14 protein-coding genes are annotated in these 12,725 nt (G+C 46.3%); 9 read left to right on the forward strand and 5 right to left on the reverse strand.

Annotated elements, in window-relative coordinates:
• Positions 1–33: 33 nt before the first annotated feature.
• A complete protein-coding gene (locus tag AC50YO_RS11565; RefSeq protein ID WP_494847003.1) occupies positions 34–1,185 on the reverse strand; it encodes a stalk domain-containing protein in 1,152 nt (383 codons plus the stop codon).
• A 241-nt stretch (positions 1,186–1,426) separates the two neighbouring features.
• Here AC50YO_RS11565 and AC50YO_RS11570 point away from each other — a divergent pair, with 241 nt between their 5' ends.
• The 6 genes from AC50YO_RS11570 (at position 1,427) to AC50YO_RS11595 (ending at position 7,454) form a co-directional block, all read left to right on the forward strand.
• The gene (locus AC50YO_RS11570) at positions 1,427–2,218 is read left to right on the forward strand and encodes a M15 family metallopeptidase (protein WP_494847004.1); all 792 of its coding nucleotides are present in this window, start codon (positions 1,427–1,429) and stop codon (positions 2,216–2,218) included.
• A gap of 188 nt (positions 2,219–2,406) precedes the next feature.
• Positions 2,407–2,985 carry an RNA polymerase sigma factor gene (locus AC50YO_RS11575; protein WP_494847005.1) on the forward strand — a complete coding sequence of 193 codons (579 nt, stop codon included), beginning with the start codon at positions 2,407–2,409 and terminating at the stop codon, positions 2,983–2,985.
• A complete protein-coding gene (locus AC50YO_RS11580; RefSeq protein ID WP_494847006.1) occupies positions 2,966–4,615 on the forward strand; it encodes a DUF4179 domain-containing protein in 1,650 nt (549 codons plus the stop codon). Before AC50YO_RS11575 ends, AC50YO_RS11580 begins: the two co-directional genes overlap by 20 nt.
• A gap of 105 nt (positions 4,616–4,720) precedes the next feature.
• Complete coding sequence (locus AC50YO_RS11585; protein WP_494847540.1) at positions 4,721–5,368, forward strand: class I SAM-dependent methyltransferase; 648 nt, start codon at positions 4,721–4,723, stop codon at positions 5,366–5,368.
• 26 nt (positions 5,369–5,394) lie between these two features.
• Positions 5,395–6,324 carry a PLP-dependent cysteine synthase family protein gene (locus tag AC50YO_RS11590; protein WP_494847007.1) on the forward strand — a complete coding sequence of 310 codons (930 nt, stop codon included), beginning with the start codon at positions 5,395–5,397 and terminating at the stop codon, positions 6,322–6,324.
• On the forward strand, positions 6,321–7,454 hold the full coding sequence (locus AC50YO_RS11595; protein WP_494847008.1) for a bifunctional cystathionine gamma-lyase/homocysteine desulfhydrase: 1,134 nt from the start codon (positions 6,321–6,323) through the stop codon (positions 7,452–7,454). Before AC50YO_RS11590 ends, AC50YO_RS11595 begins: the two co-directional genes overlap by 4 nt.
• Positions 7,455–7,616: 162 nt before the next feature.
• Here the strand turns inward: AC50YO_RS11595 and AC50YO_RS11600 are convergent, their stop codons facing one another.
• From AC50YO_RS11600 to AC50YO_RS11610, 3 genes are read right to left on the reverse strand one after another with little or no spacing between them, the layout of a single operon-like run.
• Positions 7,617–8,177 (reverse strand): DUF4825 domain-containing protein, encoded by a 561-nt coding sequence (locus AC50YO_RS11600; RefSeq protein ID WP_494847542.1) that lies wholly within the window; start codon positions 8,175–8,177, stop codon positions 7,617–7,619.
• Positions 8,167–8,856 (reverse strand): permease prefix domain 1-containing protein, encoded by a 690-nt coding sequence (locus AC50YO_RS11605; RefSeq protein WP_494847009.1) that lies wholly within the window; start codon positions 8,854–8,856, stop codon positions 8,167–8,169. Before AC50YO_RS11605 ends, AC50YO_RS11600 begins: the two co-directional genes overlap by 11 nt.
• A gap of 14 nt (positions 8,857–8,870) precedes the next feature.
• A complete protein-coding gene (locus AC50YO_RS11610) occupies positions 8,871–9,203 on the reverse strand; it encodes a PadR family transcriptional regulator (protein ID WP_494847543.1) in 333 nt (110 codons plus the stop codon).
• 163 nt (positions 9,204–9,366) lie between these two features.
• Here AC50YO_RS11610 and AC50YO_RS11615 point away from each other — a divergent pair, with 163 nt between their 5' ends.
• Both AC50YO_RS11615 and AC50YO_RS11620 read left to right on the forward strand, forming a co-directional pair.
• Positions 9,367–9,603: a DUF6953 family protein gene (locus AC50YO_RS11615; RefSeq protein ID WP_494847010.1), complete on the forward strand. Its 237-nt coding sequence runs from the start codon at positions 9,367–9,369 to the stop codon at positions 9,601–9,603.
• 241 nt (positions 9,604–9,844) lie between these two features.
• Positions 9,845–10,339 carry a hypothetical protein gene (locus AC50YO_RS11620; protein WP_494847011.1) on the forward strand — a complete coding sequence of 165 codons (495 nt, stop codon included), beginning with the start codon at positions 9,845–9,847 and terminating at the stop codon, positions 10,337–10,339.
• A gap of 25 nt (positions 10,340–10,364) precedes the next feature.
• On the opposite strand, the gene AC50YO_RS11625 is transcribed toward AC50YO_RS11620, so the two are convergent.
• Positions 10,365–11,624: a Rossmann-fold NAD(P)-binding domain-containing protein gene (locus tag AC50YO_RS11625; protein WP_494847012.1), complete on the reverse strand. Its 1,260-nt coding sequence runs from the start codon at positions 11,622–11,624 to the stop codon at positions 10,365–10,367.
• A gap of 168 nt (positions 11,625–11,792) precedes the next feature.
• Between AC50YO_RS11625 and AC50YO_RS11630 the strand changes: the two genes are divergently transcribed.
• Entirely contained in the window at positions 11,793–12,713 is a 921-nt protein-coding gene (locus AC50YO_RS11630) for an aldo/keto reductase (RefSeq protein ID WP_494847013.1), read from the forward strand.
• The last annotated feature ends 12 nt before the right edge of the window (positions 12,714–12,725 follow it).

The following is a 12,725-nucleotide window of genomic DNA, read 5'->3' on the forward strand; positions in this document are numbered from 1 at the left end:
CCGAGAAAATATCGGATAAAGGCCGCCGTTTGCTTATTTTCTTTTCCACACGGTTCCGTCTGAATAAATGACCTTGTCTACCTGTATGTTCTTAACAGAAGCTGTCTCTTCGTATAAAGACAATTGCCATGTGAAGGTCCAGTCAGAACCGCTCTTCATTGAGCCGCCCTCAATGACACCAACAAATCGGTTATTGGTAGTTCCATAACGATATTCTTTGTTGCCATATTCGTCATAGCAGCTGAATGATAATTCAGCTCCAACGATCGTTTTGGTAGTTAGATTCGTAACATAGATTTCAACCTCTGGGTACCAGGAGTTATTGTGATTAACTTTCGAACCGGAAATTTTAAGAGGCACATTCTTATTTTTGACCAGCTCTTCTTTTAAGTATTTAGCGAAATATTGATCGTATGCCTTTACCCATTCTGCTTGGAAAGTGCCGTCCAGGTAGTTGTTATTCACTTTCTTAAAGCTCTTGCTATCGATTTCTTCACCGTCGACCGTAATGCTCTTTACGGCTCTTCCTAGAAGCATGTATTCTACTCCATCAATTGTAACGTCATAGCCAGGGCGGATGGAGGAATGCTCAAACACTCCTTTTTTGCCAGCCTCTAAATTCAGGGAATAGTCCATTGTGTATATGTCTTCATCCCATAGGTACTCCACATAATTAACGGTAATGGCAGTCTTGCTTAAGTTAGTTACAGTTGTGTTCGTAATTTGCAAAGGCAGGTCGGTATAATATTTGCTCTTGGACTGATCTGTCTTTGTAATCTGGATTTGGTTGTTCTTGGACGTCATGGAGGCTCCGACGCTATCTAGCAGAAAGCGCAGCGGCACCATGATTCGGCCATTCTTCTCCACAGCAGGTGTACCGAGAACGACCGATACGCCATTCGATGTAGCAAGCAGATCCCCTATAACGATAGCAAGGGTCATGACACCGTTCGTGCCAATGATTCGTTTATTTCCCTTATCGTAACTGAATGTTAATCCAAGGCCTTCAATAGTCTCTCTTGCAGATACTAAGGTTGTGCCATTCTCCGTAATAGGAGCCTGTGCGTATTTGATCTTGGTCCCATTGATGTAGACCGACATTTCCTTCGCCGGGGCTGCCACCGCAAGGGTAGGGATAGATAAAAGAATAACAGCCATAAGAAATGCGATGAATCTTTTTTGCATGATGATTTACTCTCCTCCATTTGTGTAATTACCATTTTTAATGATTAAGCCGTTAGTAATTATACTAGATTATTACTGAAATGAGTAGAATTTTCTAAGTATAATTTTGTTAAAAGAAAGGCTGAATGTAGGTGAATATGGAATATTAGGAAGTTGTAATATTTATCATAGTAAATCAGTATGAGGACGGATTATCCTTATCTTTTGAGATGATAGAAATAGAACTATCGGGGGTACGTGGATGACACAATCTACTGAAATGCTTCGTCGATGTCTACATTCAGAGATTTATAAGGGAAGCTTGATTCTAATTAATAGAGAGAATCCCGTTCGAGTGAATGAAACGGCAATGAATCTTGTACAAGCAGATTGTGCCCCTATTTATGCGAGAAGCGGGCTTATACTGCAATTGGAGCAGGCTTGCTTACAGCAGTTATGCCTGCTAGTACAGGCTTACCGCCCAAAAGCCGTGGTTACAGCAACGGGAGGCTACCAGTCAATAGAGGAGCAGGAGCGACTTTATGAGGGCATCATGCACAATTATGGCAAAGAGTATGCTGCTCACCACGCGGCGCTGCCTGGCTACAGTGAATATCAGACAGGACTAGCGGTGGATTTACAGCAAATAGAAGAGTTCAATCAGGAAAGCGATATATTTATGAGCAGGGACAAGGAGCTTGAGTTCATAAGGACCGCCGCCTGCTTTGGATTTATTCAACGCTATCCCAGTGGCAAAGAGAGCCTAACCGACAGGGCAAGCAATTCCTCACACTTTCGCTATGTCGGACAACCGCATGCAAGCGTAATGGTAAGGTATAGCTTATGCTTGGAAGAGTATTTGGCGTTTTTGCAAACCTACACGTTCAGGAATCCGTTATTTGTGAAGGAAGGACCTGTATTTGCAGCGGTCTATTATGTTAAGGCAAGCAAAGAAGCCTCGGTCACAAACGTACCGATTGCTCTTGGAGAAAGCTATGAGACGTCCGGCAATAATAGAGACGGCTATATCGTTACCGTCTTCAATCCTTACTGAGTAATAAGTAGAGGCATAACCAATAAGCAAATATAGTGGCCTGACGGATCATTAGCTGTCAGGTTATTTTTTTGTCTATTTAAAGACTTTCAAAATAGCTGTAACACTTTTTTGGCATTGTCGTTAAAGTAGGTATACGAACGGGGTTAAGCTGCGCAGCTGATCTTTTGGAACGGAGGTTCTTAGTTATGGAGGAAGACCATGTCATTATAGCAAGCATCCTTCAGGGGAATGAACAGGCGTATGCCAAGCTTGTTGATAGATATAAGAATAGATTGTATCAAGTTGTTCTTGGCATAATTGGGGGTCAACAGGACGCTCAAGATGTCACGCAGGAAGTATTTATTAAAGCGTACGTTCACTTGCACAGCTATACGCCCACCAACAAATTTTGGACATGGCTGTATCGAATTGCCTATAACCATTGCATGGATGAGATTCGCAAGCGCAAGAGAAGGCCGTCAGGAGCTTCCATTGTGGATTATGAAGGGACAGACAACAGCACACCGGAGACACTATTTCTTAAAAAGGAACGGCAGGAGATCCTGCAAGAGCATATCGACAGTCTTCCAGAGGACTACCGCCATATTCTATCGCTTCGGCACAGCGAACAATTAAGCTGCAGAGAGATTAGTGAGAGGCTCTCGATTCCTGAGCATACGGTCAGGGTTCGATTATATCGGGCTAGGAAGAAAATGCAGCAAAGCCTAGCTGGGAGCCTAAGCGAGAATAAAGGGGGAACGCTACATGAACTGCTTAACCTTTGATCAATTCATGCAGTATCTTGAGGAAGAGCTTGAAACGGAGCAGCTGCTTGAGGTTGAAAAACACATAGATGGATGTGAGCTTTGTCAGGCTCGAATGGTTCAGCATATAGGGGTGTTAGAGGAAGGGAATGAGATCGTCATGGGTAAGGAGGTGGACGAGCAGTTCACAAACAGAGTTATGGCGGGAATTACCGAGAATAAGCGCAGAACCCGTCAGGCAGATCAAGTGATATGGACCAGGAAGCGTCTTAAGACGAAGTGGGTAGCTGCGGTCTGCTTGCTCATAGCGCTCTCGCTCGGCAGCTATTATGTTTCACCGACATTCGCCGCAGGGATTCGTTCGCTGTTCGAGCTTATTCAAGGAGATGCAGGGGCAAATCAAGCAGCCCAAGAAGGCTTTGCAACCCCTGTAGACTATGCGGTTACGGATCAAGGGATTACCCTGCGGGCCAAAGAAATATTGGCAGATCCGTTCCGGATATCTATCTTGTATGGTCTGGAGCAGAATGGCAAGGCCATCGACGCCGTAGCGGTCGAAGACGGTGTATTTCCTGCTGATATTGAGAAGGAAATGGGAACGACCAAATTTAATATAACCGATCGTGCAGGAGAGAAGCTGGATTTCACCTATACATTGAAGCGTGCTGGCATGAATGCCATTCTTGAGCTGATTCTAATTAATCCGTTGCAGGGCAATGCACTGCAGTCGCTGGAGGATATACCTGATCAGTTGACCGTCCATTATGATGTGCGGGCTATCAATGATCTACGAGGGCAATGGCTGCTCGATATTCCAGTTGATCTTAGGCAAGGCAAGGCATCCTCCTCCACTATCCCTGTAAATAAGACCTACACCACATCGCAGGGTGTTTCCTTCCGATTGGAGCAATTGCGGCTTGGTCCAAGTGCGGCCGCTATTTATTATGATGCAGTTAGCGCCAAGAAGGAAAAGAGCCGAGTAGGAGAAGGGCGCTATGTTCCCGAGCTTTTCGAATTTATGTATAGATTGAAGGATGCCGAGGGACATGTGATAGCAGCATCGGATACTAATTTCTCGGATGTATTCAAGCAAGAGGGAATCAATAAGTATGATTATCAAGGCGTAACAGGCATTAATGAAAAAGGCCAAGGCTTATTCCTTCCTTTTGCCGATACAGATAAGCTGACTTGGGAGCTGCAAGGCATGCGTGCTGTTGAAGCGGCAGACCTGACCTTGTCTTTCGATGCCCATTCTATTGCGAAACAACCCTACAAAGCGGAATATGAAGGGCAGAAGCTCAAAGTAAGCAAGGTTTGGGTGAAGGATAAGGCTGCTGCGCACTATGTACCGCTTACTTCTGGAGGCTATGACCGGTTGTATGGAACAGGTCTGGTTATTGAGCTGGATACGGATCGAGGGACCGATTCTTTGGAGCTTCTTGATTGGAGAATAACTATGAAGGATGGAGAGGCGTATGAGGCAGAGGTACAGGCCTATACGAACCTGACGAGAGATAAGGAAGGACAATTCCAGACCCATACGACATTATTCATACCAAATGTGTCGACCATGAGTGAATTAACGCTGGTACCAGACCGCATGGCTAGAATCTTTCCACTGAACTGGACAGTAGACATCCCATTAGAGTAGGTTATCACACAAAATATTCCACTCACATATGCTAGCTATATAAACCTAATAACGCAGTTCATAAGTCGGATATAGAAAGCTGCTCAGAAGGAGTTGGCTCAAGCTATGGGGAGAGAGTTCGTAGAGCTGTTCGACGAGTGGTCGGAATATTATGAGGATACGGTATCGGGGCAGGATGAGCAGTACAGGGAAGTATTTGCCGGCTATGAGCATATTCTTGAGGCCGTTGCTTCGAGGGCCTCAGGCGTGATTGTGGAGTTCGGTGTTGGTACGGGCAACTTAACGGAAAAGCTGTTGCAATATGGCGACCAAATCTATGGGGTGGAGCCCTCCGAAGGCATGCGCAAGCAGTTCATGAAGCGGGAATTTAACAGTATTCAGCTGCTGGAGGGTGATTTTCTCCAATTCCCGACAATTCCTGTTGAGGTTAATACGATCGTAAGCACCTATGCGCTGCACCATCTTACCGATGAAGAGAAGGAACAGGCGATCTCCCTCTTTGCCAAACTGCTTGCTGAGGATGGAAGGATCGTTATGGCAGATACCATGTTTCTTAGCGAGCAGGAGCGGGAACAGATCGAGAACGCTGCAGGGCAGGCGGGATACAGCGAACTGCTGAAGGATCTGCGTACAGAGTACTACACTACGCTGGATGTTTTGCAGGGATTGTTTAACAGGCAGGGATTCGCAGTAGCCTTTACTAGATTGAATCGCTATGTCTGGCTGATGGAAGCAACTAAAAAAGGGAATTAGCTTAGCTACGAGAAAGGGGATCGCTTATGTCCTTATATCGCAGTGTCCATGAGCTTATCGGCAACACGCCTCTCCTTGCTATCACACGCTTTCCATTGCCACAAGGGGTTGAGCTGTATGCCAAGCTGGAATTCATGAATCCAGGCGGAAGCGTAAAGGATCGACTAGGCTTGAAGCTGCTTGATCGTGCCTTTGAACGCGGATTGCTCAAGGCAGGCGGAACCGTTATTGAGCCGACCGCAGGAAATACAGGCATTGGAGTTGCATTGGCAGCCATTGGGCGAGGTTTATCTACTATATTCGTTGTCCCAGAAAAATTCAGCATAGAGAAGCAGCAGCTTATGCGAGCATTGGGTGCGCTTGTCGTGAACACACCTACCTCTGAAGGGATAACAGGTGCTATTAGAAAAGCTGAGCAGCTGGCAAGCGAGATACCAGGATCTTATGTTCCCGGACAGTTTACGAATGCGGATAACCCGGAAACGTATTACGATACTCTTGGCCCTGAGCTTTGGAGGGACTTGGACGGACAGATTGATGTCTTTATCGCGGGCGCGGGGTCAGGCGGAACCTTCATGGGTACTGCCAAATATTTGAAGGAGCATCATTTCAATATCCGGACGGTTGTTGTAGAGCCAGAGGGCTCCATTCTTGCTGGCGGGGCACCAGGCCCCCATGCGACAGAAGGAATTGGTGTGGAGACGCTCGCTCCGTTTATGGATACCTCTTATTTCGATGCCATTCATACGGTAAGTGATGCCGATGCTTTTGGATGGGCGAGGGAGCTTGCTGCCCGCGAAGGCTTGCTGGTCGGCAGCTCCTCAGGTGCAGCATTTCATGCAGCTTTAATTGAGGCGCAGGAGGCAAGTCCGGGGACTCGAATTGTTACGGTATTCCCTGACGGCAGCGAGCGTTATCTTAGCAAGAACATCTATGACGGAGGCCTACAAGCATGAAGAGGAGTACAAGGCTAATTCACGGCGGCATTCCCTTCGACCCGCATACTGGGGCAATGAGTGTTCCGCTTTATCAAGCGAGTACGTACAAGCAAGATGGGGTTGGGGTTCATAGAGGCTACGAATATTCGAGAACCGGCAATCCAACTCGTCATGCACTTGAGGTTATGATGAATGAATTGGAGGAAGGTTCGGGAGGCTTTGCCTTCGGTTCTGGGATGGCGGCCATTCATGCCGTCTTTTCTTTGCTCTATGCAGGCGATCATATTCTAATGACAGATGATGTCTACGGGGGAACGTATCGAATTGCGAATAAGGTAATGAATCGCCTTGGCTTATCGACGACATTCGTAGATACGGGTAATCTGGAGGCTGTAGAGCGGGCGATCCAGTCGAATACGAAGGCGTTGTTCATTGAGACCCCTACCAATCCACTGCTCAAAATAACGGATATTGCTGCAATCGCAGAGCTGACAAGGGCGAACCAACTGCTGCTAATTGTTGATAATACATTTAGTACACCCTATTGGCAGAACCCGCTTGCACTTGGAGCAGATGTTGTCGTCCATTCTGCTACCAAATATATTGGAGGACATAGCGATGTAGTGGGCGGCATAGCTGTAGTCGGCAATGAAAAGCTAGCCGAGGAGCTTCATTTTGTACAGAATGCTACGGGTGGGATTCTTGGCCCTCAGGACTCTTGGTTATTAATTCGGGGGCTCAAGACATTGGGACTGCGGATGGAAGCTCATGAGCGCAATGCTCGTCATATTGCCGCCTTCTTGTCAGAGCATGAGGCAGTTCAGCAGTTATATTATCCGGGGCTTAGCAATCATCCGCAGCATGAATTGGCGAGGCGCCAGGCACGCGGCTTCGGCGGCATCCTGTCCTTTGATGTAGGTAGCGCGGAGAAGGCGGATGAAGTGCTGCAGAAGCTGAAGTATTTCACTCTGGCTGAGAGCTTGGGGGCGGTAGAGAGTCTCGTATCTGTCCCAGCCAGAATGACACATGCTTCGATACCCAAGGATCGGCGCGAGAAGCTGGGCATTACGGAAGGCCTTATTCGTCTTTCTGTCGGAATTGAAGATAGCGAGGATCTGGTAGAGGACTTGGAACGGAGCCTGTCTTGATGAGGTTGAGCAGAGCAGGCGGAATAAAGTTTCTTTGTAGGCAAACCAACGGGAATGAAGAAATGGCGGCGCTAGGGAGGCAATCCCAGCACCGCCATTTCTCTTCATTCCCTAGCTGTCATGCCATCAATAGGCATGAAAAAGAGGGCGTCCCAGCCGCTGTTATATCTGGTGAAGAACAGCCTGCGCGCATTGTAAGACGTAATCACGATCGCCAAGCCTCTGTTGCATAGCGGCCCAGCTCTCGGGAGATAGCAGCGAATTCGCTGTAACGCCATACCAAGTCTCCATATCGGACCGCTTAATTTTATAGGCTATGTCATTGAAGCGGAATTCCACAGCTTCAAGATTGTCTATCAAAGCGAAAGCCGCAGTTGCGTTGTAGAGTAAAGAGGGAGTGATTGAATCAGTTCCTCCTAGAGTTTCCGTTTCAGTTTCATATAGAATAGCAGCGGTAAACGTCTCGGGAAAGAGCTGCCAAGTGTGATGCTGGTCGCTCAAAGGCAAGGTCCCAAAAAGATTAGAGAGATTCGAAGCATTACCCATATAGTTGTTCTTGTAGGGGAGCACACTTGCAAGATCATGAGTGAGCGGGTCCCGCTGAGCTGATTCATAAGCTTGCCTTTCTTTTGCCATCTGGGGCTTAATAACACCCTGTACGATAATACTCAGTACCATTCCAAGAGCGAGAAGAGCAATAATTGTAATCGTCTTACCCTTCATAGCTTCCACCTGCCCCATGTTTATGAATCAGCTTATACGCAGCGCTAAAGAGCAATGGCACTATAATTGTAATAAACGGAAGTAAATAATCAGTTGCAAGGCGAGCGAATTGATAAGGCCCGCTAATGGAGGGCATTCGGCCGAACCATAAATGGCTTCCAAAATGGATGGCTGTAACATAGCCAATCGTAGCGACCATGAAGAGGCTCCATAACAGCCATGCTAATTTGCGATAACGAAGCATTGTATCGGTATGAAGCACTGAAATCATGTTCCAGGCTTCCGTTGATCTCGTTCGGTGCAAGAGCATAAAGCATACAACAAGAACAACAACAAGAAGAGGCAGAATTAGATTCAGCTTCAATGACATTGCAGTCTGTATAAGGCTAAGCGGGATCGCAAGTATCCACGCCACTACTACATAGAGCAGAGCGGTTTGAACAAGCTCGTATCGCAGTCGCTGGATATAGACGGAATTCGTGCTATCTATAAGCGTATCCATGCCGTGAATATTTGCTTTGGCTGTCTCTATCGCCTGCCGATAAGTCATTCCGTGCGCTGTCAGATCAGCAACCTTGGCTTCCAGATTGCTTAGTATCTCTTCCTTGAGCTCCTGAATTTGCGGGGTGAGCTTATGGTCGGCGAACAAGCGATCGACATGCTGGCTCAATTCATTCACAATGCTTCCTCCTCTTATTCCATTAATTGATTAATTAGCGTACGTGCTGTCTTCCATGCAGCCAGATTATGCTGATAGCTATGTAATCCTGCGGTAGTAATCGTGTAGTACTTTCTTCTGCCGCCCTGACTCTCGTCTCCCCAATAAGACTTGATAAGCTGCTGTGCTTCAAGCCGCTTCAAGCTCGTATAGAGCGAAGGTTCTTTCAATTCATATTGTCCTTGGCTATAGCTCGCTATTGCTTTTATAATCTCGTAGCCATAATTGTCGCCTTCATGTAATACACGAAGAATAATCGTGTCGATATGTCCTCGAATTAGATCACGGCTAATGCTGCTCTCGACCAAATGTCTCACCTCATGATCATAATGTATCACATATTACTATGTTACACAATGTAATATGCGATACATATATATTAAAGTCCTTTAATGGACAAGATAGAGGAATAGGACAGCAGCAAAGAGAATAGGTAGAGGAATTAATGAGTCAGCGGAGAGTAGGTTAAAGATGGAGCATACAGCACAAGAGGTTGCGGAATGGCTAGTGAGCGAGATCAAGTTTAAAGGCATCCTTCATCAAGGTGATGCAATCAGCTATGTGAGGGACAATTTCGGCGAAGCATTTGTGTTCGTGAATGATAATGGCAATGCTTCCTTGGATAAGGAAGTGAAGAAGGCTTTTCGGAAGCTTCACAGAGGAAAGGCAGCATGGGACAGGGACGGTTTCTTCTGGGCTTGGACTTAAATGAGAGATAGAGAGGCGCAATAAAAAATATATTTGAAGCAGCAAGCTACAGGCATCCCTAAGAAAGGCATTAGATGGATTCATTCCATGCCCTTCTAAGGGATGTTCTTTTATTGGTTAGGTCTTCCTGAGGACTAACACATTCACGTTACCTTTCGAATAGTCTATAAGAAAGGTCATACGCTTATTGTAAGCGGTTCCATTTAAGTCCGAATCATATCACTATCCCGGAGGTGAAGCGATGGGTACGCGTTTGTGGCTGGAGCATATTGTTAAGCAGCATTTGCCGCATGTCAGGTATGTATGGATTCGTACTTCGGGTTATCATCAGGCTGTTATTTATGCTTGGGATGAGCAGCTGCGTTTAACCGATCGGGATGCGGCAGAGGTAATGAAAGTCGCAGCAGGATACACAACCCCCGATGTTTGTTTTACCGTTAAGCCTTATCAGGAAGCAGCTACTGATTGTATACTGCCCTATGAGGTGCCGGATCGGCTTAGGCAAGCTGCCATGAATGGCAGCCTTGACCAAGCAGGCCTATTCCATGTGCTGAATAATTTGTTCACGGGTGTAGTCCTCGCCTTCAAACGATATGATATTCGAACAGGGACCATCTATTTGGCGGCTTATAGCCATACGCCGATTCCTGATTGCAATCGCTTAACGCTGCAAAAGTATGCAGATGAGCTTATACCTGTGGGCTCCACCGTGAGTATTACGTATTACGGGGATTAGCGGTGTTTGCCGCCCAAGCAATTAATTATCTTTTTCTTATACGGCTCCATAAAAGCCCATCTGAGCCTTCATTCTCTCCAATAATGAAATCCTTCATATAGTAAGACAGGTAGCCTCCATAATTTGATGACGTCGTTATTAATAATTCATCCACATAGTAAATGCCGTTATCTATATCATCCATGAGCAATGCGCAGATTGCACCGTATACGCCACAGGCTACTTGGAAATACGTCGCATTCGTACCGTATTGGGAGAAGATAGCGGCATTATCCATGATGTTATATAAATAGATCTCTCTATCTTCGTAGACGAGGAGAACGCCAACGAGGTCTTGTCCAATTAGCTCGGCCTTCTCCGGATCAAGTACGCAATGCTCCCAGTCCCACAGCTCTTCCTTCTGATAAAGATTATTGTGAATTAACTCCGTCATATAATCATTTACTTTGTACACAAAGCCCAGCTCCATGTCATAGAGCTGTCCCATGGTTAATACCTCTTCATGGGGCATCAGGCAGCCATAGAATTGCAAGGGTCCCAGTTGTATTCGGTAATCGTAGGCGTATACATCACAATACATAAGAAGCGGGATATGGTGCTGAACCAGCAGGGGAAAGTTGAAAATAGCTTCGTCCAAAAAACATTCCGGTGACCAAGAGGAATAAATAGTCTCGGGCTCAACTAGAGAAGGGTCCTTGAAAAAGGTGGTATCGTTCTCTACGATATAACAGCCTAATGGCATCTGATCTGGTCGTTCTTTCATCAGCTTGTGTGCCATCCATTGTACGACGCCAGGATTCATGCCAGAGCAGACAATTGCTTTCGTATTCGTGAATAACGGCTTCTTTTGCTCGAAAATACGATACCGCTCCAGTAAAGTAAATCCTTCTAAACGCTCCTGCTCGTCCACAGAAGTAATTTCCAGAGCGGTATTCACATACAAAATTCCGAGTTCATTGCATAGTTCAAGCATTTTGACTGTATCCGCCCATGAAACATCAATGACGAGCTCTGCCTGTGTAGCAATTAAGTGTTCTCTCACCTCATCAATTTGTAGTAAGTTCAGTGGGCACTGTACCATTTGGCTTGCAAGTGGGGGAAATAGAGAAGAAAAATAGCTTTCATCCTTCGGTTTCCAGTCCACTAGATGAAGCTTGCTGCGGCTTATATACGGGTGCAAGGGATCAAGGGCATCTTGAGCCGCTGCATTTAGTATAGTCAGCACCGCCTTTGCAACACCTCCGCTGCTTCCGAATATAGACATATTGAACGCATGTTTCACCATAGTGAATCATCTCCTTTCATAGTTTAGTATATTCTGCTATAGGACAAGTCGTTCGTATGAGTTCACCTAATGATCGTCCAAATCATAAAGAGTAAATTTTTAATGTACGTAGCCAAAGCGTATAATAGAGAGAGCAAGCAGATTCGTATTGGGAAGGGAGTGTTGGTTATGAAATACAGAAAGCTGGGCAGCACAGATTTGAATGTATCGGTAATAGGTCTTGGTACGTGGCAATTCGGTGGAGAATGGGGAAGAGAATATACGCAAGGAGAGGCCGATGCGATTCTCGATAAAGGCCAGGAGCTGGGCATCAATCTCATTGATACGGCAGAGTGTTATGGCGATCATCTCTCTGAATCTCTTATTGGGGACTACATAAGCCGCCGCAATCGTGAGGACTGGATTATCGCGACGAAGTTCGGCCATCACTTTCATGAACGGTTCACCCGTACCGATGTGTATGACGCTGAGGGCGTAGTGGCGCAGCTGGATGCCTCCTTAAGAGCGCTGAAGGTGGACTACATTGATTTATATCAATTTCATTCCGGCCCAGATCAGGCATTCGATAACGATCAATTGTGGACGGTGTTGGATAAGCAGATAGCGGCAGGAAAAATCCGCTTCTTGGGCACATCCATTGGCAGCAACGATAATCTACACCAGACAGAGGCATCAGAGAAGGTCAATGCCCGCACGATACAGGTCGTATATAATCGTTTGGATCGTACACCAGAGGAGAGAGTATTTCCTGCCTGTGAGCGCCAGAATCTAGGCGTGCTTGCTCGCGTTCCATTAGCTAGCGGATATTTAAGCGGCAAATATAAGCCAGGAGCTGTATTCGGAAGCACGGATGTGCGTCATAGACATGACAAGGAGAGTACGGAAAGAAAGCTTATTGAAGTAGAGCGGATCAAGCAAGAGGAGGTTCCGCAAGGCGTAGATATGGCTAGCTGGGCTCTGGCATGGTGCTTGAAGCATCCAGCGGTTACGGCAGTTATACCAGGCTGCAAGGACCCTGAACAGGTAATCGCTAATGCGAGCGCAGCACAACTGGTCTCTGAGCCTCATCCGCAAGATGTTCAAGCATAGTTGAATAGTCTT

The sequence above is a fragment of the Paenibacillus sp. J22P59 genome, from assembly GCF_059383895.1.